The following is a 25,712-nucleotide window of genomic DNA, read 5'->3' on the forward strand; positions in this document are numbered from 1 at the left end:
GCAGGCCCAGGCCTATCAGCGCTTTTATGGCTTGGACCTGCCCGCTCGTGACGCCGTGCCGCAGATCTGGCTGGGACGCTTCGACGTCGCCGGTTTCGAGGTGGTCGGCCAGGTGTGGCTGCCGGCAGCGCCAGTGGCGACCCTGATTTTGCTGCACGGCTTTTATGACCACATGGGCCTGTACCGGCATGTCATCGATTGGGCGCTGGATCAGCAGTATGCGGTGATCTCCTGCGACCTGCCGGGGCACGGGCTGTCCAGTGGCGAGCGGGCCAGCATCGATGATTTCAGTGCCTATCAGCAGGTGCTGCAAGCGCTGTTCGAGCAGGCGCGCGGCTTGAACCTGCCGCAGCCCTGGCATCTGTTTGGGCAGAGCACCGGTGGCGCGATCGTCGTCGACCACCTGCTGCATCGCGGTGCCGAGAGCCCGGCCCAGGGCGAGGTGATCCTGCTCGCGCCGCTGGTACGGCCACGTGCGTGGCGCTGGTCGAAGTTCAGCTACCGGGTGCTCAGGCCTTTCGTCAACGGCATCGAGCGGCGCTTCAGCGAGAACAGCAACGACCCGACCTTCCTGCCGTTCCTGCTGGCCGACCCGTTGCAACCACGGTGCTTGCCGACGGCCTGGGTGGGGGCGTTGCTCGATTGGGTCAAGCGCATTGAAGCGGCGCCGGTCAGCCCGCGCCAGCCGCTGATCATCCAGGGCGAGTCGGACATGACCGTCGACTGGCCGTACAACCTCAAGGTGCTGGGGGAGAAATTCGCCGCGCCGCGGATCCTGATGATTCCCGAAGCGCGGCATCACCTGGCCAACGAACTGCCAGCGATCCGCGCGCGCTACTTTGATTTCATCGACCAGCGCCTGGGCTGATCACTGCAGTTGCGAGGTGTCCTGGCCAACCGCAAGGCCGGCGCGAATCGCCGCCAGGGCTGCCTTGTAGTAAGCCTTGCCCTCGGCTGACTCGGCAAAGGTGGCGAACGCTTCCAGCTCGGCATCGGACAGGTCGCGGTAGACGTACAGCAGGGTGTTGTTCAGCTCGCTGCCGATCTGCTCCATCAGGCGCTGGCGCTGGCCGTCGAGCAGGCCCTGGGCCTGGCCGCCACCGAGCAGGCCGGGGATCATCTGGCTAAGGCTGTCGGCGGCGACCCCGGCGATTGCCAGGCTCACTTCGGCGCCGGCTTCACGGGCAGGCAGGGCCTGGGCCAGGTGGCCGATGATCAGCAGACGGTTGTCGCTGGCCTGGACCTTGGGCAAGCCCTTGGCGTTCTTGGCCAACTGATCGCGACGGGTGGCAAGCAGTTCGGCGGCGACGATCTTGCGCCCCAGCGGCGACTGGAAAAAGGCCAGGGCCGGGGCAGGGTCGCTGAGGTTGGCGCGCAACTGGGCCTCAGCGCGTTTGTCCACGGCCTGGGCCTGGAAGCGCTGATTGCTGTTGTTGACCAGTGCCTGGTAAACCGCAGGCGGCAGGCTGCTGCGATAGCGCTGCTGGGCGGCATCGAGGGCATCGGTAAAGTGGGCGCGCTGCTCGGGCCAGCCGGCGACCTTGTAGAGTTGGTCGAGGCTGTCTGCCCAGACAGGCGTGGTGCAGATCATCATCAGCAGTAAAAACAAACGGCGCATTCAGGACTCCTGTCGGCAGGGCGCTATTGTCCTTGCCATGGCGGGGCTTTGTCGAGAAGCCATTGCACACTCTCGGCCAAGTGGCGCTGTCGGATTTCGCGGCAGATCGATACTATGCGCGACATGCACATATCCCCTGATGACCCCCTGCTGTTGCGCATCGTCGACGACCTGGCCACCCGTGGCTGGTCGCAGCAAGATACCTTTCTTCCAGAGCCGCTGACCCTGGCGCTGGCGGCCGAGTGCCGCAAACGCGCCGCCGAGGGCGAGCTTGCGCCAGCAGCCGTGGGCCGGGGCGTTGCCCAGGAGGTCCGCGAGGGCATCCGTGGCGACCATATCCAGTGGCTGGAACCCGGCCAGGCCGAGCCTTGTGACCACTACCTCGAGCTTATGAACAGCCTGCGCGTAGCCCTTAATCGCGGCTTGTTCCTCGGCCTTGAGGACTTCGAGTGCCATTTCGCCCTGTATCCGCCTGGTGCTTTCTATCGCAAGCACGTCGACCGCTTTCGCGATGACGACCGGCGCATGGTCTCGGCAGTGATCTACCTCAACGAGGGCTGGCAGCCCGAACACGGTGGTCAGTTGCGCATGACCCTCAGGGGCGACGTCGAGCATGACGTGCAGCCGATCGGTGGGTGCCTGGTGGTGTTCCTGTCCGGCGAAGTCCCCCATGAGGTGCTGCCGGCTCGGCGCGATCGCCTGTCGCTTACCGGCTGGTTCCGCCGCCGTGGCAACGAGCCGTTCTGAGATGCACAAGGTCCTGGTCAGTGCTTGCCTGCTCGGCCAGCCGGTGCGCTATGACGGGCGCGCCAGTGGCCATCCGGATTTGCTCCAGCAGTGGCAGGCCGAAGGGCGTGTGGTGCCATTGTGCCCTGAAGTGGCGGGCGGCTTGCCAACGCCACGGCCGCCGGCAGAGATCCCCGGTGGGCAGGGGGCGGCGGTGCTTGAGGGTGATGAACAGGTACTGACGGTCACGGGCGAGGATGTCAGTGCGCAGTTCCTGGCCGGGGCGCAGTTGGCGCTGGCGCTGGTGCGCCGCCATGGCATCCGGATTGCCGTGCTCAAGTCCGGCAGCCCGTCGTGCGGCAATGCGCTGACTTATGACGGAACGTTCAGCGGCACCAAAGTGGCGGGCGAGGGCGTGACCACGGCGCTGCTGCGCCGCGAAGGGCTACAGGTGTTCAGTGAGCTGGAGCTTGAGGCGGCGGAGTTGGCGTTAAAGCAACTTTGATCTGCAGGCCTCATCGCTGGCAAGCCAGCTCCCACAAGGTCCAGTGCTTACAGTATCTGTGGGCGCTGGCTTGCCAGCGATGGGCTGCAAAGCAGCCCCAATCGATTACTTCGGCGGCTTGCTCGCATCCATCCCGAACCACTTCTGCGACAACTCGCTCAGCCGGCCATCGGCCTTGATTCGTTGCAGGGCGTTATCCACAGCGCTCTGGAACGCGGGGTTACCCTTCTGGAACGGAATCGCCAGGCTCAGAATCGGGCCGACCGTGGCGCCTTTGCTTACGGGCTGCTGGCTGTCGCGAATGGCATAAGGCACCAGCAAACGGTCGCTGATGGCGGCATCGATCTGGTCGTTGGCCACATCCTTGATTGGCTGCGATGCATCCGGGTAGCTGCGCAGGTCCACGCCTTCAACCACTCGCGCCTGCTCAGCGAACTGGCTGCCCTGAACGACGCCCAGGCTATGGCCCTTGAGGGCTTGAAGGGTGCTCAGCGGGCGTTTTTCCTCCTTGCGTACAATCAACTGGGCGCTGGAGTAGGCGTAGGGTTCGCTGAAATCCAGGCGCTCCTTGAGTTCCGGGGTGGCGGCGACGTGGTTGATTGCGATGTCGTAGCTACCGCTTTCAACACCTGCCAGCAAATCCTTGGATTCAACCACGACAAAGTCGGCGCGCAGATCAAGCTCATTGGCCAGCAATTGCCCAAGTTCGACTTCAAAACCGCTCAGTTTCTCGTCCTTGTCCTTGAAGTTGAACGGCGCCATGTTGGCTTCTACGGCAATGCGCAGTTCGCCGCGGTCATTGACGTCGTCGATCAGCTCGGCCTGTGCCCATGGGCTGAGGAGGGTGGCAAGTAGTACCCCAATGGCAAAACGCATTTAAGCCCCTTGAATGCTTGGCAGTGAAATCGAGTCGCCGCGACTTTCTGTTGTTGTCACGGTCGAGCACAACTTAGGACCACGTCAGGTGGAGGATGTTTAACCGGCGGCGAAATTTTTTCTCTCCCGTTGTTAAACATGTTTTGACGCATTTGGACTATGGTAATCCACCGTTGCCGTTCGTTCAGTGGCAAACGTTATTGAAGTAAAACACAGGAGAAGTGAATGAAAAGCCTATTTTCGCGTGCAGCCGTCGCCGGATTGCTGATGGGTGTCTCGGCCTTTGCCGCGGCCGCCGATGGCCTGAAAAGCCAGGAGCCGCCAAAAGACGCCAAGGTCTTCATCGTTTCCCCGGCCGATGGCGCTACGGTCGACAAGACCTTCACCGTCAAGTTCGGCATCGAGGGCATGGAGCTCAAACCGGCAGGTGATGCTACTCCGCATACCGGCCACCACCACTTGCTGGTGGATGTCGACAAGCAGCCTGCGGCCGACCAGGTGCTGCCAACCAGCCTGCTGCCGGAAAACAACGCACCGCTGCCGGCGGGCCCGCAAGTGCTGCACTTCGGCAAGGCGCAGACCGAAGTCCAACTGACCCTGACCCCGGGCCAGCACACCCTGCAACTGGTGCTGGGCGACAAGTTCCACGTGCCGTTCAAGCCGAGTGTCGAGTCGAAGAAGATCACCGTTACCGTCAAGTAAGGCGGGCATAAAAAAGGGAGGCCATCACGGCCTCCCTTTTTTGTCGCACGGAAAACTTAGAACAGAACGCGGGAACGGATGGTGCCCTTGATCTGTTGCAGTTTTTCTTGCGCCAGGTCCGAGTACTCGGCGTCAACGTCGATAACCACGTAACCGACTTTCTCGTTGGTCTGCAGGAACTGACCGGAGATGTTGATCCCGTTTTCGGCGAACACTTTGTTGATTTCGCTGAGTACACCCGGAATGTTTTCGTGGATGTGCAGCAGACGGTGCTTGCCCGGGTGCGCCGGCAGGGCCACTTCAGGGAAGTTGACCGACGACACGGAAGTACCGTTGTCGCTGTACTTGACCAGCTTCTCGGCCACTTCCAGACCGATGTTGGCCTGGGCTTCAGCGGTGGAACCGCCGATGTGCGGGGTCAGGATCACGTTGTCCAGGCCGCGCAGCGGGCTTTCGAACTGCTCGTCGTTGGAGCGTGGCTCGACCGGGAACACGTCGATGGCGGCGCCGATCAGGTGCTTGTCCTTGATGGCCGCAGCCAGGTGATCCAGCTCGACCACGGTACCGCGGGCGGCGTTGATCAGGATCGAGCCCTTCTTCATCGCACGGATTTCTTTCTCGCCGATCATCCATTGGGTGGATGGCAGCTCAGGCACGTGCAGCGAGACGATGTCGGCCAGGCCCAGCAGCTCGTGCAGGCTGGTGACCTGGGTAGCGTTGCCCAATGGCAGCTTGGTCAGCGGGTCGAAGAAGAACACCTGCATGCCCAGGCCTTCGGCCAGGACCGACAGTTGGGTACCGATCGAGCCGTAGCCGACGATGCCCAGCTTCTTGCCACGGATCTCGAAGGAGTTGGCCGCGCTCTTGATCCAGCCACCACGGTGGCAGGAAGCGTTTTTCTCGGGGATGCCGCGCAGCAGCAGGATCGCTTCGGCCAGCACCAGTTCGGCCACCGAACGGGTATTGGAGTACGGCGCGTTGAACACGGCGATACCGCGCTCACGAGCGGCGTTCAGGTCAACCTGGTTGGTACCGATGCAGAAACAGCCGACAGCGACCAGTTTCTTGGCGCAGTCGAAAACCTCTTCGGTCAGTTGAGTGCGCGAGCGGATGCCGATGAAGTGGGCATCAGCGATCTTTTCTTTCAACTCAGCGTCGGGCAGAGAACCGGTGAGGTACTCGATGCTGGTATACCCGGCGGCCTTGAGGACGTCCACGGCGGATTGGTGGACGCCTTCGAGAAGAAGGAACTTGATCTTGCTCTTATCGAGAGAAGTCTTGCTCATCTGCGTAAACCTGTGTCCCGGAGAAAAATGGCAGGGAAGTGAAGCTCTCGCAGCATCGGCCTGAAGCACGATCAGCGGGGGGCGTATGCTAGCATGAGTACCCCCCGATACGCCCATCCCTGGGACGTGAAGTGTGCTCAGGGTGACTATGAATAGTTCGAGAGTTCTATCGATGACCGATCTTGCGCTGATTGATGAACTGATGACTCTGGTAGAGCCCGGTAAGGTGCTGACCGACGCGGCCTCCCTTGACGCTTACGGCAAGGACTGGACCAAGCACTTCGCGCCGGCGCCTTCGGCCATCGTCTTCCCCAAGAGCATCGAGCAGGTTCAGGCTATTGTCCGCTGGGCCAATCAGCACAAGGTCGCCCTGGTGCCGTCGGGCGGCCGAACCGGGCTGTCGGCAGCGGCGGTAGCGGCTAATGGCGAAGTGGTCGTGGCTTTCGACTACATGAACCAGATTCTCGATTTCAACGAATTCGACCGCTCGGTGGTCTGTCAGCCGGGGGTGATTACCCAGCAGTTGCAGGATTTCGCCGAAGCAAAGGGGTTGTATTACCCGGTGGACTTCGCTTCGGCAGGTTCCAGTCAGATTGGCGGCAATATCGGCACCAATGCCGGCGGAATCAAGGTTATTCGCTACGGCATGACCCGCAATTGGGTCGCCGGCCTCAAGGTCGTCACCGGCAAGGGCGACGTGCTCGAGCTGAACAAGGACCTGATCAAGAACGCCACCGGCTACGACCTGCGTCAGCTGTTCATTGGCGCCGAGGGCACCCTGGGTTTTGTGGTCGAGGCCACCATGCGCCTGGACCGGGCGCCGAACAATCTCACGGCCATGGTCCTCGGTACGCCGGACTTCGACTCGATCATGCCGGTGCTGCACGCGTTTCGTGCCAGGCTCGACCTGACCGCCTTCGAGTTCTTCTCCGACAAGGCCCTGGCCAAGATCATGGGCCGCGGCGACGTGCCGGCGCCGTTCGCGACCGACTGTCCGTTCTATGTATTGCTGGAGTTCGAAGCCAGCAACGAGGAGGTGGCCAATGACGCCCTGGCCACGTTCGAGCACTGCGTGGAGCAGGGTTGGGTGCTGGACGGAGTCATGAGCCAGAGCGAACAGCAGTTGCAGAACCTGTGGAAGCTGCGCGAGTTCATCTCCGAAACCATCTCGCACTGGACCCCGTACAAGAACGATATTTCGGTGACCGTGTCGAAAGTGCCGGCGTTTCTCAAGGATATTGACGCGATCGTCGCGGATAACTACCCGGATTTCGAAGTGGTCTGGTACGGCCATATCGGCGACGGCAACCTGCACCTGAACATCCTCAAGCCGCAGAACCTGAGCAAGGACGAATTCTTTGCCAAGTGCGCGACGGTGAACAAGTGGGTGTTCGAGACCGTCGAGAAGTACAACGGCTCGATCTCTGCCGAGCACGGCGTGGGCATGACCAAGCGCGATTACTTGACCTACAGTCGCTCGCCGGCTGAGATCGAATACATGAAAGCAGTGAAGGCGGCGTTCGACCCCAACGGGATCATGAACCCGGGCAAGATCTTCGCTGTCGAGTAAGCCACAGGCACAAGAGCATCCAATAGCGCCAGGAGTCGGCAATGAGCTATCAGCACCAGTATGTAGACGGCACGCGTATTCACTTTCCCCTGGGCAAGGTGGTGTGCATCGGGCGCAACTATGCCGAGCACGCCCAAGAGCTGGATAACCCGATCCCGACCGAACCCCTGTTGTTCATCAAGCCGGGCAGTTGTGTGGTGCCGCTCGACAGCGGCTTCAAGATCCCGACTGAACGCGGTTCGGTGCATTACGAGACAGAAATTGCCGTGTTGCTCGGCAAGTCGCTGTCTACCAACCCGACCGTAGAAGAAGTGCTCGACGCTATCTCCGGCTTCGCCCCGGCCCTGGACCTGACGCTGCGCGATCTGCAGGCACAACTGAAGGAAAAAGGCCTGCCGTGGGAGCGCTCCAAGTGCTTCGATGGCGCCTGCGTGTTGCCGCCGTTCGTACCGGTCAGCGCCTTTGAAGACCTGACCGACATTGGCATCCGCCTGACCCTCAACGGCGAAGTGCGCCAGGACGGCAACAGCGCACTGATGCTCAACCCGATCGTGCCGATGATCCAGCACATGGCCACGCAATTCTCGCTGATGGCCGGTGATGTGATTCTCACCGGTACCCCGGTCGGGGTTGGCCCGCTCAATCCGGGCGACAAGCTGGTGGTGGAGCTGCCAGGCGTCAGCCGTTTCGAAAGCCAGGTGCTTTAACCATGTTGGCATGGCAGCCAGTATTGTCGGCTGCCATGCGGCTTGTCGGTTTTGCCATTTTTTTCACAACCGATCCGGATAATGCGTGCGGACCTGGCTCTGCGAACGCGCCGGTTACGTGATATCAACTGGCAAAAAGAGCAAAACTTCATGGCCACTCCCCTACCTTCGAGCAATTCCGTGCCGCCTGCGCGCAAACGTGGCCTGGCCTTGCGCTGGTCCACCTGGGCGGCAGCCGCGGCAATCATCGGCTACGGCGTGGCGATTGCCATGCATTGGGATGACCGTGGCTTGCTCTGGTTGCAGGAGCGTTTCGAAAGCAAGGTCGAGCAGCAGGCCAGCATCTGGTTGCCGGATTACCAGGTCAATATCGATGCCAAGGTGCTGCCGGGCATGGAGGATGATGAAGCTTCTGACCTGTCCTACAACCCGGTGAGCAAAACCTTGTTCGCCGTCATGGGCAAGAATCCCTTCCTGGTTGAGCTGACCCTTGAAGGCGACGTGCTGCGCAAAATGCCGCTGGTGGGCTGGAGCAATCCTGAAGGGGTTGCAGTGCTGGAGGGCGGGCGCCTGGCGATTGTCGACGAGCGCGCTCACAAGATGACCATCGTCACCCTTAATGCCGACACCCAATCGCTGAACATCGCCGATTTCCCGCAATACGACCTCGGCCCTTCGGAAAACCAGAACAAAGCCTTCGAAGCCGTGGCCTGGGACCCTATGCAGCAGCGCATCATCCTTGGTGAAGAGCGGCCGCCGGCCTTGTTCACCTGGAGCAGCGACGGCCATAGCCCACTGACTGGCGACAAGCAGCCGCTGCCAAGCGACGAGCTGGACCTGCGCAACCTCTCGGCCCTGGGCGTCGATCCGCGTACCGGGCACCTGCTGGTGCTGTCCGCTGACTCGAACATGCTGCTGGAGCTGAACGAGAAGGGCGAGCAGGTCAGCTTCATGACCCTGCTGGGCGGTTTCAATGGCTTGAACAAGCGTATCCCGCGAGCCGAAGGCGTGGCGATGGACGACAAAGGCACGCTGTACATCGTCAGTGAGCCGAACCTGTTCTATCGTTTTAACAAGCCCTGATTTCAGACTTTTCCTACTTCAGGATTAAGTTTCACTTCAGTTGAGTGTGGGAAGATTCAGGCTGTCACTGACTGAGTCCACCTGAATGCGTCGCTACATTCGCCTGCCCCTGATTTTCCTGGTTTTGAGCCTGCTCGGCTTGCTTCTGGTCACCGCGGCCGGGCAGCAGTACCGCCTGTTCGAGCGCGGCTGGTTCAACCTCAAGACCTGGTGGCAGCCGTTCGAGCAGAGCATTGGCCTGGACCAGTACCAGGTGGTGCTGGAGGCTCAACCTGTCGAAGGCCTGGACGACGACATCTCGGCGCTGACCTTCGACCCCGACCGCAACAGCCTGTTTACCGTGACCAACAAGCGCTCCGAGCTGATCGAGCTGTCACTGGACGGGCGTATCCTGCGCCGGGTGCCGCTGACCGGCTTTGGCGACCCGGAGGCGGTGGAGTACGTCGGCCCCAACAGCTACGTGATCACCGACGAGCGCGAGCAGCGTCTGATTCGCGTGCGCCTGAACGACAACACGCCCTTTCTCGATGCCAAGGATGCCGAACAACTGACCCTGGGTATCGGCCTCAATGGCAACAAAGGCTTTGAAGGCCTGGCCTACGACTCGGCCGGCAAGCGCCTGTTCGTGGCCAAGGAGCGCGACCCGATGCTGATCTACGAGGTGCATGGCTTCCCCCATGACAACCCCGAGCAACCGTATGCGGTGCATGTGGTGCAGGACCAGAAGCGTGATTCGCGGTTGTTTGTGCGTGACCTGTCGAGCTTGCAGTTCGATGAGCGCAGCGGCCACTTGCTGGCGCTGTCGGATGAATCGCAGCTGGTGCTGGAGCTGGATGTGCAGGGCAAGCCGCTGAGCACCTTGTCGTTGCGCAAGGGCTTTCAGGGCCTGAAGCAGAGCGTGCCGCAGGCCGAAGGTATCGCCATGGACGATGCCGGGACCATTTACCTGGTCAGCGAGCCGAACCTGTTTTACGTGTTCAAGAAGCCGGCCGAGTAAGCTTCATCGCTGGCAAGCCAGCTCCCACAAGCAGAACCTGTGGGAGCTGGCTTGCCAGCGATAGGCTGCAAAGCCGCCCTGAATCAGACACCTCAGGCCTTGAGGCTCTTGACCCCTTCCGAAGTCCCCAGCAACAGCAGATCCGCCGGCCGCGCCGCGAACAGGCCATTGGTGACCACGCCGACAATCGCATTGATCTGGCTTTCCAGCTCGACCGGGTTGGTGATCTGCAGGTTGTGCACATCGAGAATGATGTTGCCGTTATCGGTCAGCACACCCTCGCGGTACACCGGGTCGCCCCCCAGCTTGACCAGCTGGCGCGCCACGTGGCTGCGGGCCATTGGAATCACTTCGACCGGCAACGGGAAGGCGCCCAGTACCGGCACCAGCTTGCTGGCGTCGGCGATGCAGATGAAGGTCTTGGCCACGGCGGCAACGATTTTCTCGCGGGTCAGGGCCGCGCCACCGCCCTTGATCAGGTTCAGGTGTTCGTCGCTTTCGTCGGCACCATCAACGTAGAACTCCAGGTCGCTGACGGTGTTCAGCTCATACACCGGAATACCATGACCTTTCAGGCGTGCAGCGGTCGCTTCGGAGCTGGCCACGGCGCCGTCGAAGGCGGTCTTGTGCTTGGCCAGGGCGTCGATGAAGCAGTTGGCGGTCGAACCGGTGCCGACGCCGACGATGCTCTTGTCGTCGAGCTTGGGCAGAATGAAATCGACAGCGGCCTGGGCGACAGCTTGTTTGAGTTGGTCCTGGGTCATGCGGGCTCCGAAGCGGGGAGGAGTATCGTGAAGGCGCGTAGTATAGCGGCTAAAACCCCTGGCTTGCTGTGGTCGCCCGACAGGGCGCTGGGGTAGACTCGCAAACCTCGCCCAACCGCTCAGTGATGCTTTCCCGATGCTCGAACAGTACGTCAAGAAGATCCTCACCTCGCGCGTTTACGACGTTGCCGTCGAAACCCCGTTGCAGACCGCCGGCCAGCTGAGCAAGCGCCTGGGCAACAACATCCTGCTCAAGCGTGAAGACTTGCAGCCGGTGTTCTCGTTCAAGATTCGCGGTGCCTACAACAAACTGGCCCAGCTCAGTGCTGAAGAACTGGCCCGTGGCGTGGTCACCGCATCGGCCGGCAACCATGCCCAGGGCGTGGCCCTGGCGGCCCGTGAGCTGGGGATCAAGGCCACCATCGTGATGCCCAAGACCACCCCCGAGATCAAGGTCGAAGGCGTGCGTTCGCGCGGCGGCAAGGTGGTGCTGCATGGTGATACGTTCCCGGAAGCGCTGGCGTACTCGCTGAAGCTGGTGGACGAGAAAGGCTTCGTCTACATCCACCCCTATGACGATCCGCTCACCATCGCCGGGCAGGGCACCGTGGCCATGGAGATCCTCCGTCAGCACCCGGGGCAGCTGGATGCGATCTTCGTTCCGGTTGGCGGCGGCGGCCTGATTGCCGGCATCGCGGCCTACGTGAAGTACCTGCGCCCGCAGATCAAGGTGATCGGCGTCGAGCCGGACGACTCCAACTGCCTGCAGGCCGCCATGACAGCGGGTGAGCGTGTGGTACTGCCGCAGGTCGGGCTGTTTGCCGACGGTGTGGCAGTGGCGCAGATCGGTCAGCACACCTTCGACATCTGCAAGCAGTATGTCGATGACGTGATCACCGTCAGTACCGACGAGATCTGCGCGGCAATCAAGGATATCTACGACGATACCCGCTCGATCACCGAACCTGCCGGCGCCTTGGGCGTTGCCGGGATCAAGAAGTACGTCGAACTCAACGGGGTGACCGGGCAGACCCTGGTCGCCATCGATTCCGGCGCCAACGTCAACTTCGACCGCCTGCGCCATGTCGCCGAGCGTGCCGAACTGGGGGAGGGCCGTGAAGCCATCATCGCCGTGACCATCCCCGAGCGGCCCGGCAGCTTCAAGGCCTTCTGCGAGGCGGTGGGCAAGCGCCAGATCACCGAATTCAACTACCGCTACCATGCCGACGGCGAGGCGCACATCTTCGTCGGTGTGCAGACCCATCCGGATACCGACCCGCGCAGTGCGCTGATCCAGAGCCTGACCGAGCAAGGCTTCCCGGTCCTCGACCTGACCGATAACGAACTGGCCAAGCTGCACATCCGCCATATGGTCGGCGGCCATGCGGCGCGGGTCAGCGATGAGCTGGTGTTGCGTTTCGAGTTTCCCGAACGCCCGGGTGCGCTGTTCAACTTCCTCAACAAGTTGGGTGGGCGCTGGAACATCTCGATGTTCCACTACCGCAACCACGGCGCGGCCGATGGTCGCGTGGTCGCCGGCCTGCAGGTGCCGGATGATGAGCGCCATCTGGTGCCGGCGGCGCTGGCCAAGATCGGCTACCCGTACTGGGACGAAACCGATAACCCGGCGTACCGGCTGTTCCTGGGCTGAGCGTCTACGCTTTTGGGCAATGCCTGAGGAAGATAAAAGAAATGGAACTGCTGACGACCCTGAAAACCGCCCACATCCTGGCCACCGTGTTGCTGCTGGGCAGCGCATTGGGGCTGGCGATCTGGACCTTTATCGCGCGCCGCAAGGGTGATGCCAGTGCCCACACGCGGCTGATGGCTCGGCCGCTGGTGTTTGTCTGGCTGTTGATGGGCATTTGCCTGGTAAGCATGCCGTTCACCGGCTGGTGGCTGGTACACCTGATCGGCTGGCCGTTGGGCCAGACCTGGGTGCTGGGTTCCAGCGTGATCTACACCGTCGGTGCGTTCAGCTGGTTCTGGCTGCTGGTGCGGGTCAATCGCCTGCGTACCGCAGCGGCCGTGGGCAGCCCGAAGCTCACCCTGGCGCTGGCAGTGTTCAGCGGTGTGTGTTTTATCGCCATCGCCGGGCTGATGGGTGCCAAGCCGGTTTAAACGATAAGGATCGTCATGAAGGTGTTACTGGTGGGGGCCACGGGGTTCGTTGGCCGCCATCTTCTGCAGGCCTTGCACATGGCTGGCCATCAGGTTTTCGCGACCAGCCGCCATGCGCAGCCAGCGTCGCTGCCCGGGGTTACTTGGCAAATTCTCGACCTCGACCGGCTGGCGCTGGAGCCAACGGCCTATGCGCTTCCTGCCGGTATCGACCTGCTGATCAATGCCGCCGGTGTGCTCAGCACCCAGGAAGGCCAGCTGTCGCGAACCCAGGACATTGGCACCCGGGCGCTGTTCGACCTGGCGGCGCAGCGTGGCGTGCGGGTTTTGCAGATTTCTGCGCTGGGCGCCGGTGAACAGGCGGATGTGCCCTTTTTGGCCAGCAAGGCGCGTGCAGACGATTACCTGTTGGGGCTGGGCATTCCGGCCGTGGTGCTGCGCCCGTCGCTGCTGCTCGGGGCCGGCGGCACCAGCAGCCAGTGGCTGGCGCGCTTGTCACCCTGGCCAATGATTGCGTTGCTGGGCCTCAAGGCGCAGTTGCAACCCTTGCACATCGACGACCTGAGTGCGGCGGTGCTGGCGCTGATGCGACAGTGGCCGGCGCAGCCCTGCGTCGTGCCGTTGGTCGGCCCGCAGCAAATGACCTTGGCCCAAGTATTGGATAGCCTGCGTGCGGCACAGGGCTGGGCGCCAGCCCGCTACCTTGAAGTGCCGTCAATGCTCGCTCGGCCTGCGGTCTGGCTTGGCGATCGCCTCGGCTGGCGGGCATTGAACAGCCAGAGCCTGCGCATGGCCCGGCGCGACAATTGCGCCGACCCCGATATCCTCGCCGGGCACTGCGGTTATCGCTGCGCGCCGCTGGCCTCGCGGTTGGCAACCTGGCCGAGCGCCGCCCAGAGCAGCCAGCTGGCGTTACGACCGCTAATGCTGGCGGTGTTGGTGCTGATCTGGCTGGGCACTGCCGTGGTCAGCCTTGGCCCTGGCCATGACTGGGGCCTGCGTATTCTTGCCGAAGCCGGTTTGCAAGGCTTTGCGGCAACCCTGGCGGTAATTGCCGGCTCACTGTGCGATTTCGTCCTCGGCATCGGCCTGCTGCTGCGCCGTTGGCGACGCCGGGCGCTGCAGGCGCAACTGCTGTTGATGCTCGGCTACACGCTGATCATCAGCGTGGTGCTGCCGCATTACTGGTTTGACCCCTACGCTGCCGTCGCCAAGAACCTGGTGATGATGGTGGCTACCCTTTGGCTTCTATGGACTGAACCGCGTCGATGAGTGCTTACCTGCTGCTCAAAACCCTGCACATCCTGTCTTCTACCGTTCTGTTCGGCCTCGGTGCCGGTTCGGCCTACTATGCCCTGCGCGCCTGGCGTACCGGCAAGGTCGAGGTAATCGCGACGACCTTCAAGCACCTGGTGTTCGCCGACTGGGCATTTACCGCGACCACTGCGGTGTTCCAGCCATTGAGCGGCATCGGCCTGGTGTTGCTGGCCGGGTGGCCGCCGCACCAGAGCTGGCTGATGTGGAGCTTTGGCTTGTACGTGTTTGCCGGCATCTGCTGGCTGCCGGTGGTGTGGCTGCAGATTCGCGTGCACAGGTTGGCCGAGCAGGCCTTGCGCGACGGTGTGGCGATGCCGATGAAGGCGGCCAGCTACATGCGCTGGTGGTTTGGCCTGGGCTGGCCGGCGTTCCTGGCGTTCATGGTGATTTTCTACATGATGGTCGCCAAGCCAAGCTGAGGCCGCTGCCGGGGAGGCAGCGGCCACTCACGCATCAATCGCGCAGGCTGATCACTGGCCAGCCGCGCTTCTGGGCTTCGGCACGCAGGTTCGGGTCGGGGTCGACCGCCACCGGGTTTGTGACCTTTTCCAGCAGTGGCAGGTCGTTCATCGAGTCGCTGTAGAAGTAGCTGTCATCCAGGCTATAGCCGTTCTCCAGCAGCCAGCGGTTCAGGCGCGTCACCTTGCCTTCACGGAAGCACGGTATATCGGTACTGCGGCCGCTGAAACGACCGTCGACCATTTCGCATTCGGTGGCCAGCAGGGTCTGAACGCCCAGGCGTTTGGCGATCGGGCCGGTGATGAAACGGTTGGTGGCGGTGATGATCACCAGCTTGTCACCGGCATCCCGATGCTTCTTCAGCAGGGCCAGCGCCTTGGGCAGGATGATCGGCTCGACGCAATCGCGCATGAAATCGCGATGCCATTCGTCGAGCTGGGCGATTTCCGTGGTCGCGAGGATTTCCAGGCTGAAGTTCAGGTAGGCACTGAGGTCCAGCTTGCCGGCCAGGTAGTCCTGATAGAAAGCGTCGTTGCGGTTCTGGTACTCGACCGGGTCGAGAATGCCGCGTTCGCACAGGTAATCCCCCCAGGCGTGGTCGCTGTCGCCACCAAGGAGCGTATTGTCCAGATCGAATAAAGCCAGGCGCATTTAAGTCACTCGCATAACATCTGAAAAGTCCCACAGAATACGGACTTTTCACAACGGTGCACATAAGGTAAACAGGCGCGTTGCTGGCTTCGTGACCTTTGTGGAACAATGCCGTGACATGCGTTTGCGAGGTTGCTGCCGTGATCGACCCCGATGGTTTTCGCCCCAATGTCGGGATCATTCTGACGAATGATCTTGGGCAGGTGCTATGGGCTCGACGGATCAACCAGGATGCCTGGCAGTTTCCCCAGGGAGGTATCAACCCCGAGGAAACGCCGGAAGATGCCCTGTACCGCGAGCTGAATGAAGAAGTGGGGCTGGAGCGAGATGATGTTGAAATTCTTGCCTGCACCCGTGGCTGGTTGCGTTATCGTTTACCCCAACGCCTGGTCCGTACCCACAGCCAACCGCTGTGCATCGGCCAGAAACAGAAATGGTTCCTGTTGCGCCTGGTCTCCAACGAGCAGCGGGTGCGGATGGACTTGACCGGTAAACCGGAGTTCGACGGCTGGCGCTGGGTCAGCTATTGGTATCCGCTGGGCCAGGTGGTGACATTCAAGCGCGAGGTTTACCGCCGCGCTCTCAAAGAGCTTGCCCCGCGCCTGCTGGCGCGCGACTGACGACGGAGTTCGACCCCGAGCCATGCTCAATACGCTGCGCAAGATCGTCCAGGAAGTTAACTCCGCCAAGGATCTCAAGACGGCGTTGGGGATCATTGTGTTGCGCGTAAAAGAGGCCATGGGCAGTCAGGTCTGCTCCGTCTACCTGCTCGATCCCGAGACCAACCGCTTCGTGCTGATGGCCACCGAGGGCTTGAACAAGCGCTCGATCGGCAAGGTCAGCATGGCCCCCAACGAAGGCCTGGTCGGCCTGGTCGGTACCCGGGAAGAGCCGCTGAACCTGGAAAACGCCGCCGATCACCCGCGTTATCGCTACTTCGCCGAAACCGGCGAGGAGCGTTTTGCCTCCTTCCTCGGTGCACCGATCATCCACCACCGCCGCGTGGTCGGGGTGTTGGTCATCCAGCAAAAGGAGCGCCGTCAGTTCGATGAAGGCGAAGAAGCCTTCCTGGTGACCATGAGCGCGCAGCTCGCCGGGGTTATCGCCCACGCCGAGGCCACCGGCTCGATCCGCGGCCTGGGCCGTCAGGGCAAGGGTATCCAGGAGGCCAAGTTCGTCGGCGTACCCGGTTCACCCGGCGCTGCGGTGGGCAAGGCGGTGGTCATGCTGCCGCCGGCCGACCTCGACGTGGTGCCGGACAAGACCGTCGATGACATCGACGCCGAGCTGCTTCTGTTCAACAACGCCCTGGAAGGGGTGCGCGAAGACATGCGCAACCTCTCCGCCAAGCTCGCCACCCAATTGCGCCCGGAAGAGCGCGCGCTGTTCGACGTCTACCTGATGATGCTCGAAGACGCGGCCCTGGGCGGTGAAGTGGTGCAGGTGATCAAGACCGGCCAGTGGGCCCAGGGCGCGCTGCGCCAGGTGGTCGGCGAGCACGTCAATCGCTTCGAGCTGATGGACGATGCCTACCTGCGCGAGAGGGCTTCCGACGTGAAGGATCTGGGCCGGCGACTGCTGGCCTACCTGCAGGAGGCCCGTCAGCTGTCGTTGGTCTATCCCGACAACACCATTCTGATCAGTGAAGAACTGACTCCGGCGATGCTCGGCGAGGTGCCGGAAGGCAAGCTGCTCGGCCTGGTCTCGGTACTGGGCTCAGGCAACTCCCACGTCGCTATCCTGGCCCGGGCCATGGGCATCCCGACCGTCATGGGCCTGGTTGACCTGCCGTACTCCAAGGTCGACGGCATCGACATGATCGTCGATGGCTACAAGGGCGAGGTCTACACCAACCCCAGCGAAGTGCTGCGCAAGCAGTACGCCGAAGTGGTCGAAGAAGAGCGCCAGCTGGCCCAGGGCCTCGACGCCCTGCGCGAACTGCCTTGCGTAACCCTCGATGGCCACCGCATGCCGCTGTGGGTCAACACCGGGCTGCTCGCCGATGTCGCCCGCGCCCAGCAACGTGGCGCCGAAGGTGTCGGCCTGTACCGTACCGAAGTACCGTTCATGATCAACCAGCGTTTCCCCAGTGAAAAAGAGCAGCTGGCGATCTACCGCGAGCAACTGGCGGCCTTCCACCCGCTGCCGGTAACCATGCGCAGCTTGGATATCGGCGGTGACAAGGCGCTGTCGTACTTCCCGATCAAGGAAGACAACCCGTTCCTCGGCTGGCGCGGTATTCGCGTCACCCTCGACCACCCGGAAATCTTCCTGGTGCAGACCCGCGCGATGCTCAAGGCCAGCGAAGGCCTGAACAACCTGCGCATCCTGCTGCCGATGATTTCCGGTATCCACGAACTCGAAGAAGCCCTGCACCTGATCCATCGGGCCTGGGGCGAAGTGCGCGACGAAGGCACCGACGTGCCGATGCCGCCGGTGGGAGTGATGGTTGAGATTCCCGCTGCGGTGTACCAAACCCGCGAGCTGGCACGCCAGGTGGATTTCCTGTCGGTCGGCTCCAACGACCTGACCCAGTATTTGCTGGCGGTGGACCGCAACAACCCGCGCGTCGCCGACCTCTATGACTACCTGCACCCGGCGGTGCTCCAGGCCCTGCAGAACGTGGTGCGCGACGCCCACGCCGAAGGCAAGCCGGTGAGCATCTGCGGTGAAATGGCCGGTGACCCGGCGGCAGCGGTACTGTTGATGGCCATGGGCTTCGACAGCCTGTCGATGAACGCCACCAACCTGCCCAAGGTGAAGTGGATGCTGCGTCAGGTCAGCCTGAGCAAGTCCAAGGAGCTGTTGGCCCAGGCCATGAGCATCGACAACCCGCAAGTTATCCACAGTTCGTTGCAGCTGGCCCTGAAGAACCTGGGCCTGGCGCGGATGATCGGGCCCGGGGTGGGCAAGGCCTTGTGATTTTAGGGCTGCTTTGCAGCCCATCGCTGGCAAGCCAGCTCCCACAATGGACCTGCATTCACCGACCCTGTGGGAGCTGGCTTGCCAGCGATAGCGTCAGACCTGCAAACACACCTCCCCCAGATGCCCGCCAAGCGGCCCAAAACTGCGCTCCAGCAACCGCCGCCGACCATCCGCCTCGACAATCAGCACCGTACTGGCCCGCGTCCCGTAGTTCTGGCTGGCGATAAACACGCTCGACAGCAACCGCTCGGTCCCCAACCCCACGCCGGTCTCCGGCAGCTCGCTGTCCGCCGCCGGCAAGTTATCCCCAAGCAGCTCCAGCAAGCGCTCGGGCTGCGGATCGGCCAGGTGCTGCTGCAACCCCGCCCGCGCCTTGAGCAGCTTCGGCCAGGGCGTATCCAGCCCGGCATTGGACACGCCGTAAACCCCTTCGCCCAGCACCTGCGGCGTAGGTTGTCGGGCATTCAGGTAACCCAGTTGTGCGTTATCGGCGACCAGCAGGTTGAAGCCCGAATACTGCTGGCTACGGCTGGCGACCTGATCCAGATAAGCCTCGACCCCCAGCTCACCTCGCAGGAACGCCGCCACCAGCTCGCCCCGCGACCGGGCGCCCTGGGGCTGATGCGGGTCGCGGATATTGGTCAGCGCCGCAAAGCGGCCATTGGGCCCGACACCCAGCCAGGTGCCGCCGGCTTCCAGGTCGCGCCCGGCGTAAACCCCGGGCGCATCCTCCCAGGCCCCCAGCACACGGCTGGGGCGGGCGTAGAACTCATCACGGTTGGCCGCGACGATCAGCGGCTGGGCATGCCCCGGCCGCCAGGCAAAAACGATCAGGCACATAGGTGGGCCTCTGTGTTTTTGCCCACTCTACCCATAGCGTCCGAGGCGATCCATCGACTTAATGTGTCTTCACTAGAGCCGCAGGCCTACCTTCCGTTACCATGCCGGACTGAATTTACGGGGGGCGGCAATGGAATTCGTGCTCTATCTGGCGCTGGGCGCCTGCGCAGGCGTGCTGGCCGGGCTGTTCGGCGTTGGTGGTGGCATCATCATCGTGCCGGTGCTGGTGCTCAGTTTCACTGTGCAAGGCTTCGACGCTTCGGTGCTGACCCACCTGGCGGTGGGGACTTCGCTGGCGACCATTGTCTTTACCTCGGTCAATGCCATTCGCGAGCACCACCGCAAGGGCGCGGTGCAGTGGCCGATCTTCGTCTGGATGACCCTTGGGATACTGATCGGCGCCGGTATCGGCGCCAAAACCGCCTCGGCGATCCAGGGCCCGATGCTGCAAAAGATCATTGGCGTGTTCGCCCTGGTGATCGCCGTGCAGATGGCCCTGGACCTCAAGCCCAAGGCCAGCCGCGGCATCCCCGGCAAGCCCGGGCTGACGGTTGCGGGTAGCGTGATCGGCTGGGCCTCGGCAATCTTCGGCATTGGCGGCGGCTCGTTGACCGTGCCGTTCCTGACCTGGCGCAGCCTGCCCATGCAGCAGGCGGTGGCGACTTCGTCGGCCTGTGGTTTCCCGATTGCCGTGGCCAGTGCCCTGAGTTTCATCTGGCTGGGCTGGCATGACCCGCATCTGCCGGCGCACAGCCTGGGCTTCGTGTACCTGCCGGCGCTGCTGGGCATTGCCCTGACCAGCATGTTTTTCGCCCGCTTCGGCGCGCGCCTGGCGCATAAACTGTCGCCACGCTTGCTCAAACGGCTGTTTGCCACGCTGCTGTTCTGCGTCGGCTTGAGCTTTTTGCTTTAACGAGAGGAGTCACCATGCTGCCTTACCCGCAGATCGATCCAGTGGCCGTGGTCCTGGGTCCGCTGAAAATCCATTGGTACGGCCTGATGTATCTGGTCGGCATCGGCGGCGCCTGGCTGCTGGCCTCGCGTCGCCTCAACCGCTTTGACCCGACCTGGAGCCGCGAGAAGCTCTCCGACCTGGTGTTCTGGCTGTCGATGGGGGTGATTGTCGGTGGTCGCCTGGGCTACGTGCTGTTCTATGACCTGCACGCCTATCTGGCCAACCCGACTTTGATCTTCGAGGTATGGAAGGGCGGCATGTCGTTCCACGGCGGCTTCATCGGCGTGATGCTGGCGGCCTTGTGGTTCGGCAAGCGCAACAACAAGTCGTTCTTCGAGCTGATGGACTTCGTCGCGCCACTGGTGCCGATTGGCCTGGGCGCCGGGCGTATCGGCAACTTCATCAATGCCGAGCTGTGGGGCAAGGCCACCGACGTGCCGTGGGCCATGGTCTTCCCGCCGTTCAGCGACCCGGCCCAGCTGCCACGTCACCCGTCGCAGCTGTACCAGTTCGCCCTGGAAGGTGTGGCATTATTCCTGATTCTCTGGCTGTACTCGCGCAAACCGCGTCCGACCATGGCAGTTTCCGGCATGTTCGCGCTGTTCTACGGAATTTTCCGCTTCATCGTCGAATTCGTGCGGGTACCCGACGCCCAGCTTGGCTACCTTGCCTTTGGCTGGTTGACCATGGGGCAGTTGCTTTGCGTGCCGATGATCCTCGGCGGCATCGGCCTGATCTGGTGGGCCTATAACCGCAAACCCACGGCCAAGGCCGCCGTTTGAATTTCCACGGCAGGGCGATCCCCTGCCGTCCTAGCTACAGGTAAGCCATGAAACAGTATCTAGATCTGGTCCGTGACGTGATCGAAAACGGCACCCTGCAGGGTAACCGTACCGGCATCCGCACCATCAGCCTGCCGGGCGCCATGCTGCGCTTCGACCTGCAGAAGGGCTTTCCGGCCATCACCACCCGCAAGCTGGCGTTCAAGTCGGCGATCGGCGAGATGGTCGGTTTCCTGCGCGGCGTGAAGAACGCTGGCGAGTTTCGCGAGCTGGGCTGCAAGGTCTGGGACCAGAACGCCAACGAAAACGCCCAGTGGCTGGCCAACCCGTTCCGCCAGGGCCATGACGACCTCGGCGAGATCTACGGCGTGCAATGGCGCCAGTGGCCGGCTTACAAGCGCATCCCGCTGAGCAACCCGGCCGCCATCGAGCTGGCCCGGAGCCAGGGCTTCCAGCAGATCGCCCAGGCCGAGGAAGACGGTGAAGCCTTCGTCGTGCTGTACAAGGCCATCGACCAGATCCGCCAGTGCATCGACACCATCCACAACGACCCGGGCAGCCGCCGCATCCTGTTCCACGGCTGGAACTGCGCCCAGCTCGACGAGATGGCCCTGCCGCCGTGCCACCTGCTGTACCAGTTCCACCCGAATGTCGAGACCAGGGAAATTTCCCTGACCCTCTACATCCGTTCCAACGACCTGGGCCTGGGCACGCCGTTCAACCTCACCGAAGGCGCTGCCTTACTGTCGCTGATGGGCCGCCTGACTGGCTACACGCCGCGCTGGTTCACCTATTTCATTGGTGATGCGCACGTCTACGAGAACCACCTGGACATGCTCAACGAGCAGCTCAAGCGCGAGCCGCTGGCAGCGCCGAAGCTGGTGATCAATGATCGCGTGCCGGAATTCGCCAAGACCGGCGTGTACGAGCCGCAGTGGCTGGAGAAGATCGAACCGAGCGACTTCAGCCTCGAAGGCTACGAGCACCACGCGCCAATGACGGCGCCGATGGCGGTCTGAGTTCTGCCACTGAACTGGCTGGGCTGTCTGTAGGAGCGGGCTTGCCCCGCGATAGCGATCTGTCTTTCACATCGCCTCGCGGGGCAAGCCCGCTCCTACAGGTACCTCAATCAGTGCCCGTGGCTCCTGCCCACATGCGAATGCTCCGCCTCTGGCGCCGTTACCGCGCCATTGACCTCAAGATGCTGCAGGATCGAGCACTGGACCTCCTTGGGATGGCAGTGCTGACGCAGTTCCAGCAGTTGGGCCTGCAGGGCCTGCAGGCCGTCGATACGCGCCTTGACGTGCTGGATATGCTCGTCGATCAGGGCGTTGACGCTTTCACACTGGTCTTCCGGGCTGTCGCGCAGGTGCAGCAGGCTGCGGATTTCTTCCAGGGTCATGTCCAGGGTGCGGCAGTTGCGGATGAAGGTCAGGCGCTCGACGTGGGCCTGGGTGTACATCCGGTAGTTGCCCTCGCTGCGCGCCGGCTCCGGCAGCAGGTTTTCCCGCTCGTAATAACGGATGGTTTCCACCGCGCAATCGGTGGCCTTGGCCAGTTCTCCGATCTTCATCTGCAAATACCTCGACAAGTGGCTTGACCCTATAGTGGCTACAGGGTGTTCACTTGGCAACAGGACATTTAAGGATGAACCCATGAACCAGCCTGTCAGCCACACCCCAGGTAAAGCCCCCCACGATCATGAGCACAGCCATGATCACGCCAAGCATGAGCATGCCGAGCACGCCCACAGCAGCTGCTGTTCCCACGACGCCGCGCCGGCGCTGGTGCAGCTGAGCGAGGCGAGTAGCGCCGGTGCGCGGTTGAGCCGTTTCCGCATCGAGGCCATGGATTGCCCGACCGAGCAGACGCTGATCCAGAACAAGCTGGGCAAGCTGGCGGGGGTCGAGCAGCTGGAATTCAACCTGATCAACCGCATCCTCGGTGTACGCCATACCCATGCCGACACTGTCGTCATCGAGCAGGCCGTAGCCTCGTTGGGCATGCAGGCTGAACCGCTGAGCGATGCCACCGAGGAAGCTGGCGCTACACCTGCGCCAGCGAAAAAGCACTGGTGGCCGCTGGCGTTGGCCGGTGTGGCGGCGCTGGGCGCCGAGGCCATCCATTTCGCCGAGCTGGCGCCTTCCTGGGTGGTGGCCCTGGTCGCCCTGGTGTCGATCCTCAGCTGCGGCCTGGGTACCTACAAAAAGGGCTGGATCGCGCTGAAGAACGGCAACCTCAATATCAACGCGCTGATGAGCATCGCCGTGACCGGTGCGGTGTTGATCGGCCAGTGGCCGGAAGCGGCCATGGTCATGTTCCTCTTCACTGTCGCCGAGCTGATCGAAGCACGCTCGCTGGACCGCGCGCGTAACGCTATTGGCGGCCTGATGCAGTTGAGCCCGGACCTCGCCACCGTGCAGGACGCCGATGGCCAGTGGCGTGAGCTGGACGTCAAGCAGGTCGCCCTGGGCGCGCTGGTGCGGGTGCGTCCCGGCGAGCGCATCGGCCTGGACGGCGAGGTGGTCAGCGGCCAGTCAAGTATCGACCAGGCGCCGATCACTGGCGAGAGCCTGCCGGTAGAGAAGGGCCCGGGCGACAAGGTGTTCGCCGGTACCATCAACCAGGCCGGTGCGCTGGAGTACCGGGTCACGGCGGCGGCCGGGCAATCGACCCTGGCACGGATCATCAAGGCCGTGGAAGAAGCCCAGGGCGCGCGGGCGCCGACCCAGCGCTTCGTCGACCAGTTCTCGCGCATCTACACCCCGGCCGTGTTCGCCTTTGCCCTGGCGGTAGCGGTGATTCCGCCGCTGTTCATGGCTGGCGCCTGGTTCGACTGGATCTACCGCGCCCTGGTATTGCTGGTGGTGGCGTGCCCGTGTGCGCTGGTGATTTCTACCCCGGTGACCATTGTCAGCGGCCTGGCTGCGGCGGCGCGCAAAGGCATCCTGGTCAAGGGCGGGGTGTACCTGGAAGGCGGGCGCAAGCTCGACTTCCTGGCCCTGGACAAGACCGGCACCATCACCCATGGCAAGCCGGTGCAAACCGACCATGAAGTGCTTGAGCCGTTGTTCGAAGGCCGTGCCCAGGCGCTGGCCGCAAGCCTCGCCGACCGCTCCGACCACCCGGTCTCCCGTGCCATTGCCGTGTTCGCCACAGAGCAGCAACTGCCCCTGAGCGAGGTGACGGCCTTCGAAGCCCTGGCCGGCCGAGGTGTGCGCGGCGAAATCGACGGCGAGCTGTATCACCTGGGCAACCATCGCCTGGTCGAAGAACTGGGCCTGTGCTCGGCGCAGCTCGAAGCCCGGCTCGATGCCCTCGAGCGCCAGGGCAAGACCGTCGTGCTGCTGCTCGACAAGTCCGGCCCGCTGGCGCTGTTCGCCGTCGCCGACACGGTCAAGGACAGCAGCCGCGAGGCGATTGCCGAACTGCATGAGCTGGGTATCAAGACTGTCATGCTGACCGGCGACAATCCGCACACGGCCCAGGCCATTGCCGCCCAGGTCGGTATCGACCAGGCCCATGGCAACCTGCTGCCGGCCGACAAGCTCAAGACCATCGAAGACCTGTACGCCCAGGGCCATCGGGTCGGCATGGTCGGCGACGGTATCAATGATGCGCCGGCCCTGGCCCGGGCCGAGATCGGTTTTGCCATGGCTGCGGCCGGTACTGACACTGCCATCGAGACCGCCGACGTGGCGCTGATGGATGATGACTTGCGCAAAATCCCGGCCTTCGTCAGGCTCTCGCGCCAGAGTGCGGCGATCCTGACCCAGAACATCGTCCTGGCCCTGGGGATCAAGGCGATCTTCCTGGCGGTCACCTTCGCTGGCATGGCAACCATGTGGATGGCGGTGTTCGCCGACATGGGCGTGAGTTTGCTGGTGGTCTTCAACGGCCTGCGCCTGCTGCGTAAATAGAGGATGTATGTTGAGTTCCGAGTTGAAGGCCTTCTACATGGTTGCCCGCCTGGGCAGCATTACCCTGGCGGCGAAGAAACTCGGGCTCAGCCAACCGACGGTAACCACGCAGATCCGCAACCTGGAAAGCCAGTACGCGGTGGAGCTGTTCTACCGCGGCGGTCGGCGCCTGACCCTCAGTGACGACGGCACGCGGCTGTTGCCGATGGTCAAGGCGCTGCTGCAGCAGGAAGCCGATATCGAGTTCTTCCTGCGCAACAGCGGCCAGGGCCAGGGCAGTTTGCGCATCGCCGCCACGGCGCCGTATTACATCCTCGACCTGGTGAAGATCTTCCGCGAGCGCCTGCCACAGGTGGAGGTGTCGGTGGAGATCGGCAACTCCCAGCAGGTGCTGGAGTTGCTCGAAGACTATCGGGTCGATCTGGCCGCGTCTTCGCAACTGGTCGAGGATGCGCGCCTGGTACGGCGGGTGCTGGGTACCGATCCGCTGGTGGTGGCGGTGCATCGTAACCATGTGTTGGCCAGCCGTGAGTCGCTGCCGTTGTCGGCACTGGCCGGGCATTGCCTGTTGGTGCGTGAGCAGGGTTCGACCACGCGCAAACTGACCGAACAGATGCTGGAAGCGGCGGGGGTGAAGGTTGGGTCGCTGCTGGAGATCGGCAGCCGCGAGTCGATTCGCGAGGCGGTGCTGCGCAATATCGGCATCAGCATCATTGCCCGCCATGAAGTGCCGCATAACCCCGAGCTGCGGGTGCTGAGCCTGGAGGGTGCGCCGGTGATGCATGAGTATCTGTATTGCCTCAAGGAGCGGCGCCAGGCGCGCTTGCCGGCGGCGTTTCTGGGGTTGGCTCAGGAAGTTGCGGCGGTAGAGATATAGATAATCGCTGGCAAGCCAGCTCCCACAGGGT

The 25,712-nt window shown here is 62.8% G+C and carries 26 protein-coding genes; 19 read left to right on the forward strand and 7 right to left on the reverse strand.

Features of this window, described 5'->3' with window-relative positions:
- Window positions 1-868, forward strand: an 868-nt coding sequence (bipL, locus tag UW3_RS26745; RefSeq protein ID WP_010222118.1) for a phospholipase BipL, incomplete at its 5' end; no start/stop codon positions are given.
- On the opposite strand, the gene UW3_RS0109410 is transcribed toward bipL, so the two are convergent.
- Entirely contained in the window at window positions 869-1,618 is a 750-nt protein-coding gene (locus UW3_RS0109410; RefSeq protein WP_010222119.1) for a DUF2059 domain-containing protein, read from the reverse strand. It abuts the gene before it with no gap.
- A gap of 114 nt (window positions 1,619-1,732) precedes the next feature.
- Between UW3_RS0109410 and UW3_RS0109415 the strand changes: the two genes are divergently transcribed.
- Both UW3_RS0109415 and UW3_RS0109420 read left to right on the forward strand, forming a co-directional pair.
- Window positions 1,733-2,365: a 2OG-Fe(II) oxygenase gene (locus tag UW3_RS0109415; protein WP_010222120.1), complete on the forward strand. Its 633-nt coding sequence runs from the start codon at window positions 1,733-1,735 to the stop codon at window positions 2,363-2,365.
- 1 nt (window position 2,366) lies between these two features.
- On the forward strand, window positions 2,367-2,849 hold the full coding sequence (locus UW3_RS0109420; protein ID WP_010222121.1) for a 2-thiouracil desulfurase family protein: 483 nt from the start codon (window positions 2,367-2,369) through the stop codon (window positions 2,847-2,849).
- Window positions 2,850-2,954: 105 nt separating this feature from the next.
- Here UW3_RS0109420 and UW3_RS0109425 read toward each other — a convergent pair whose 3' ends face one another.
- Window positions 2,955-3,725 (reverse strand): transporter substrate-binding domain-containing protein, encoded by a 771-nt coding sequence (locus tag UW3_RS0109425; RefSeq protein ID WP_010222122.1) that lies wholly within the window; start codon window positions 3,723-3,725, stop codon window positions 2,955-2,957.
- Window positions 3,726-3,950: 225 nt separating this feature from the next.
- Between UW3_RS0109425 and UW3_RS0109430 the strand changes: the two genes are divergently transcribed.
- Window positions 3,951-4,427: a DUF4399 domain-containing protein gene (locus UW3_RS0109430; RefSeq protein ID WP_010222123.1), complete on the forward strand. Its 477-nt coding sequence runs from the start codon at window positions 3,951-3,953 to the stop codon at window positions 4,425-4,427.
- 56 nt (window positions 4,428-4,483) lie between these two features.
- Here UW3_RS0109430 and serA read toward each other — a convergent pair whose 3' ends face one another.
- Entirely contained in the window at window positions 4,484-5,713 is a 1,230-nt protein-coding gene (gene serA / locus UW3_RS0109435; RefSeq protein WP_010222125.1) for a phosphoglycerate dehydrogenase, read from the reverse strand.
- A 172-nt stretch (window positions 5,714-5,885) separates the two neighbouring features.
- Between serA and UW3_RS0109440 the strand changes: the two genes are divergently transcribed.
- The 4 genes from UW3_RS0109440 (at window position 5,886) to UW3_RS0109455 (ending at window position 10,070) form a co-directional block, all read left to right on the forward strand.
- On the forward strand, window positions 5,886-7,283 hold the full coding sequence (locus tag UW3_RS0109440; protein WP_010222126.1) for an FAD-binding oxidoreductase: 1,398 nt from the start codon (window positions 5,886-5,888) through the stop codon (window positions 7,281-7,283).
- A 41-nt stretch (window positions 7,284-7,324) separates the two neighbouring features.
- Window positions 7,325-7,990 carry a fumarylacetoacetate hydrolase family protein gene (locus UW3_RS0109445; protein ID WP_010222128.1) on the forward strand — a complete coding sequence of 222 codons (666 nt, stop codon included), beginning with the start codon at window positions 7,325-7,327 and terminating at the stop codon, window positions 7,988-7,990.
- Between the two features lie 150 nt (window positions 7,991-8,140).
- Window positions 8,141-9,073, forward strand: coding sequence for an SdiA-regulated domain-containing protein (locus UW3_RS0109450; RefSeq protein ID WP_010222129.1), 933 nt, complete (start codon window positions 8,141-8,143; stop codon window positions 9,071-9,073).
- 85 nt (window positions 9,074-9,158) lie between these two features.
- A complete protein-coding gene (locus UW3_RS0109455) occupies window positions 9,159-10,070 on the forward strand; it encodes an SdiA-regulated domain-containing protein (RefSeq protein WP_010222131.1) in 912 nt (303 codons plus the stop codon).
- Between the two features lie 92 nt (window positions 10,071-10,162).
- Here the strand turns inward: UW3_RS0109455 and rpiA are convergent, their stop codons facing one another.
- Complete coding sequence (rpiA, locus tag UW3_RS0109460; protein WP_010222132.1) at window positions 10,163-10,834, reverse strand: ribose-5-phosphate isomerase RpiA; 672 nt, start codon at window positions 10,832-10,834, stop codon at window positions 10,163-10,165.
- Between the two features lie 136 nt (window positions 10,835-10,970).
- Here rpiA and ilvA point away from each other — a divergent pair, with 136 nt between their 5' ends.
- Genes ilvA through UW3_RS0109480 form a run of 4 tightly spaced genes read left to right on the forward strand, consistent with a single transcriptional unit; the run spans window position 10,971 to window position 14,691 of the window.
- A complete protein-coding gene (ilvA, locus tag UW3_RS0109465; RefSeq protein ID WP_010222134.1) occupies window positions 10,971-12,485 on the forward strand; it encodes a threonine ammonia-lyase, biosynthetic in 1,515 nt (504 codons plus the stop codon).
- A 41-nt stretch (window positions 12,486-12,526) separates the two neighbouring features.
- Window positions 12,527-12,955 carry a DUF2269 family protein gene (locus tag UW3_RS0109470; RefSeq protein ID WP_010222135.1) on the forward strand — a complete coding sequence of 143 codons (429 nt, stop codon included), beginning with the start codon at window positions 12,527-12,529 and terminating at the stop codon, window positions 12,953-12,955.
- 15 nt (window positions 12,956-12,970) lie between these two features.
- On the forward strand, window positions 12,971-14,227 hold the full coding sequence (locus UW3_RS0109475) for an SDR family oxidoreductase (RefSeq protein ID WP_010222136.1): 1,257 nt from the start codon (window positions 12,971-12,973) through the stop codon (window positions 14,225-14,227).
- A complete protein-coding gene (locus tag UW3_RS0109480; RefSeq protein ID WP_010222138.1) occupies window positions 14,224-14,691 on the forward strand; it encodes a DUF2269 family protein in 468 nt (155 codons plus the stop codon). The genes UW3_RS0109475 and UW3_RS0109480 overlap by 4 nt, the downstream gene beginning before the upstream one ends.
- Before the next feature lie 34 nt (window positions 14,692-14,725).
- On the opposite strand, the gene UW3_RS0109485 is transcribed toward UW3_RS0109480, so the two are convergent.
- On the reverse strand, window positions 14,726-15,382 hold the full coding sequence (locus UW3_RS0109485) for a histidinol-phosphatase (protein WP_010222139.1): 657 nt from the start codon (window positions 15,380-15,382) through the stop codon (window positions 14,726-14,728).
- 140 nt (window positions 15,383-15,522) lie between these two features.
- Between UW3_RS0109485 and UW3_RS0109490 the strand changes: the two genes are divergently transcribed.
- Together UW3_RS0109490 and ptsP are read left to right on the forward strand one after the other, a co-directional pair.
- Window positions 15,523-16,002 carry an RNA pyrophosphohydrolase gene (locus tag UW3_RS0109490; RefSeq protein WP_010222140.1) on the forward strand — a complete coding sequence of 160 codons (480 nt, stop codon included), beginning with the start codon at window positions 15,523-15,525 and terminating at the stop codon, window positions 16,000-16,002.
- A 22-nt stretch (window positions 16,003-16,024) separates the two neighbouring features.
- Window positions 16,025-18,304, forward strand: coding sequence for a phosphoenolpyruvate--protein phosphotransferase (gene ptsP, locus UW3_RS0109495; RefSeq protein ID WP_010222141.1), 2,280 nt, complete (start codon window positions 16,025-16,027; stop codon window positions 18,302-18,304).
- A 96-nt stretch (window positions 18,305-18,400) separates the two neighbouring features.
- Here ptsP and UW3_RS0109500 read toward each other — a convergent pair whose 3' ends face one another.
- Window positions 18,401-19,147, reverse strand: a complete 747-nt coding sequence (locus tag UW3_RS0109500) for an NRDE family protein (RefSeq protein ID WP_010222142.1) — start codon at window positions 19,145-19,147, stop codon at window positions 18,401-18,403.
- Window positions 19,148-19,277: 130 nt separating this feature from the next.
- Between UW3_RS0109500 and UW3_RS0109505 the strand changes: the two genes are divergently transcribed.
- From UW3_RS0109505 to UW3_RS0109515, 3 genes are read left to right on the forward strand one after another with little or no spacing between them, the layout of a single operon-like run.
- Complete coding sequence (locus UW3_RS0109505; protein WP_010222143.1) at window positions 19,278-20,060, forward strand: sulfite exporter TauE/SafE family protein; 783 nt, start codon at window positions 19,278-19,280, stop codon at window positions 20,058-20,060.
- 14 nt (window positions 20,061-20,074) lie between these two features.
- A complete protein-coding gene (gene lgt / locus UW3_RS0109510) occupies window positions 20,075-20,884 on the forward strand; it encodes a prolipoprotein diacylglyceryl transferase (RefSeq protein ID WP_010222145.1) in 810 nt (269 codons plus the stop codon).
- Between the two features lie 47 nt (window positions 20,885-20,931).
- Window positions 20,932-21,903 (forward strand): thymidylate synthase, encoded by a 972-nt coding sequence (locus UW3_RS0109515; protein ID WP_010222146.1) that lies wholly within the window; start codon window positions 20,932-20,934, stop codon window positions 21,901-21,903.
- Window positions 21,904-22,013: 110 nt separating this feature from the next.
- On the opposite strand, the gene cadR is transcribed toward UW3_RS0109515, so the two are convergent.
- The gene (gene cadR / locus UW3_RS0109520) at window positions 22,014-22,457 is read right to left on the reverse strand and encodes a Cd(II)/Pb(II)-responsive transcriptional regulator (protein WP_010222147.1); all 444 of its coding nucleotides are present in this window, start codon (window positions 22,455-22,457) and stop codon (window positions 22,014-22,016) included.
- Window positions 22,458-22,539: 82 nt separating this feature from the next.
- Between cadR and UW3_RS0109525 the strand changes: the two genes are divergently transcribed.
- Together UW3_RS0109525 and UW3_RS0109530 are read left to right on the forward strand one after the other, a co-directional pair.
- Window positions 22,540-24,804: a heavy metal translocating P-type ATPase gene (locus UW3_RS0109525; RefSeq protein ID WP_010222148.1), complete on the forward strand. Its 2,265-nt coding sequence runs from the start codon at window positions 22,540-22,542 to the stop codon at window positions 24,802-24,804.
- Between the two features lie 7 nt (window positions 24,805-24,811).
- Complete coding sequence (locus UW3_RS0109530) at window positions 24,812-25,681, forward strand: LysR family transcriptional regulator (protein WP_010222149.1); 870 nt, start codon at window positions 24,812-24,814, stop codon at window positions 25,679-25,681.
- Window positions 25,682-25,712 lie beyond the last annotated feature (31 nt).

This window comes from Pseudomonas donghuensis, assembly GCF_000259195.1.
Taxonomy (GTDB): Bacteria; Pseudomonadota; Gammaproteobacteria; order Pseudomonadales; family Pseudomonadaceae; genus Aquipseudomonas; species Aquipseudomonas donghuensis.

What these genes read in the sequence shown, in the direction of transcription:
- UW3_RS0109410 (WP_010222119.1), bottom strand. Translation starts at nt 1,618, where the DNA reads ATGCGCCGTTTGTTTTTACTGCTGATGATGATCTGCACCACGCCTGTC.
- UW3_RS0109415 (WP_010222120.1), top strand. Translation starts at nt 1,733, where the DNA reads ATGCGCGACATGCACATATCCCCTGATGACCCCCTGCTGTTGCGCATC.
- UW3_RS0109420 (WP_010222121.1), top strand. Translation starts at nt 2,367, where the DNA reads ATGCACAAGGTCCTGGTCAGTGCTTGCCTGCTCGGCCAGCCGGTGCGC.
- UW3_RS0109425 (WP_010222122.1), bottom strand. Translation starts at nt 3,725, where the DNA reads ATGCGTTTTGCCATTGGGGTACTACTTGCCACCCTCCTCAGCCCATGG.
- UW3_RS0109430 (WP_010222123.1), top strand. Translation starts at nt 3,951, where the DNA reads ATGAAAAGCCTATTTTCGCGTGCAGCCGTCGCCGGATTGCTGATGGGT.
- serA (WP_010222125.1), bottom strand. Translation starts at nt 5,713, where the DNA reads ATGAGCAAGACTTCTCTCGATAAGAGCAAGATCAAGTTCCTTCTTCTC.
- UW3_RS0109440 (WP_010222126.1), top strand. Translation starts at nt 5,886, where the DNA reads ATGACCGATCTTGCGCTGATTGATGAACTGATGACTCTGGTAGAGCCC.
- UW3_RS0109445 (WP_010222128.1), top strand. Translation starts at nt 7,325, where the DNA reads ATGAGCTATCAGCACCAGTATGTAGACGGCACGCGTATTCACTTTCCC.
- UW3_RS0109450 (WP_010222129.1), top strand. Translation starts at nt 8,141, where the DNA reads ATGGCCACTCCCCTACCTTCGAGCAATTCCGTGCCGCCTGCGCGCAAA.
- UW3_RS0109455 (WP_010222131.1), top strand. Translation starts at nt 9,159, where the DNA reads ATGCGTCGCTACATTCGCCTGCCCCTGATTTTCCTGGTTTTGAGCCTG.
- rpiA (WP_010222132.1), bottom strand. Translation starts at nt 10,834, where the DNA reads ATGACCCAGGACCAACTCAAACAAGCTGTCGCCCAGGCCGCTGTCGAT.
- ilvA (WP_010222134.1), top strand. Translation starts at nt 10,971, where the DNA reads ATGCTCGAACAGTACGTCAAGAAGATCCTCACCTCGCGCGTTTACGAC.
- UW3_RS0109470 (WP_010222135.1), top strand. Translation starts at nt 12,527, where the DNA reads ATGGAACTGCTGACGACCCTGAAAACCGCCCACATCCTGGCCACCGTG.
- UW3_RS0109475 (WP_010222136.1), top strand. Translation starts at nt 12,971, where the DNA reads ATGAAGGTGTTACTGGTGGGGGCCACGGGGTTCGTTGGCCGCCATCTT.
- UW3_RS0109480 (WP_010222138.1), top strand. Translation starts at nt 14,224, where the DNA reads ATGAGTGCTTACCTGCTGCTCAAAACCCTGCACATCCTGTCTTCTACC.
- UW3_RS0109485 (WP_010222139.1), bottom strand. Translation starts at nt 15,382, where the DNA reads ATGCGCCTGGCTTTATTCGATCTGGACAATACGCTCCTTGGTGGCGAC.
- ptsP (WP_010222141.1), top strand. Translation starts at nt 16,025, where the DNA reads ATGCTCAATACGCTGCGCAAGATCGTCCAGGAAGTTAACTCCGCCAAG.
- UW3_RS0109500 (WP_010222142.1), bottom strand. Translation starts at nt 19,147, where the DNA reads ATGTGCCTGATCGTTTTTGCCTGGCGGCCGGGGCATGCCCAGCCGCTG.
- UW3_RS0109505 (WP_010222143.1), top strand. Translation starts at nt 19,278, where the DNA reads ATGGAATTCGTGCTCTATCTGGCGCTGGGCGCCTGCGCAGGCGTGCTG.
- lgt (WP_010222145.1), top strand. Translation starts at nt 20,075, where the DNA reads ATGCTGCCTTACCCGCAGATCGATCCAGTGGCCGTGGTCCTGGGTCCG.
- UW3_RS0109515 (WP_010222146.1), top strand. Translation starts at nt 20,932, where the DNA reads ATGAAACAGTATCTAGATCTGGTCCGTGACGTGATCGAAAACGGCACC.
- cadR (WP_010222147.1), bottom strand. Translation starts at nt 22,457, where the DNA reads ATGAAGATCGGAGAACTGGCCAAGGCCACCGATTGCGCGGTGGAAACC.
- UW3_RS0109525 (WP_010222148.1), top strand. Translation starts at nt 22,540, where the DNA reads ATGAACCAGCCTGTCAGCCACACCCCAGGTAAAGCCCCCCACGATCAT.
- UW3_RS0109530 (WP_010222149.1), top strand. Translation starts at nt 24,812, where the DNA reads ATGTTGAGTTCCGAGTTGAAGGCCTTCTACATGGTTGCCCGCCTGGGC.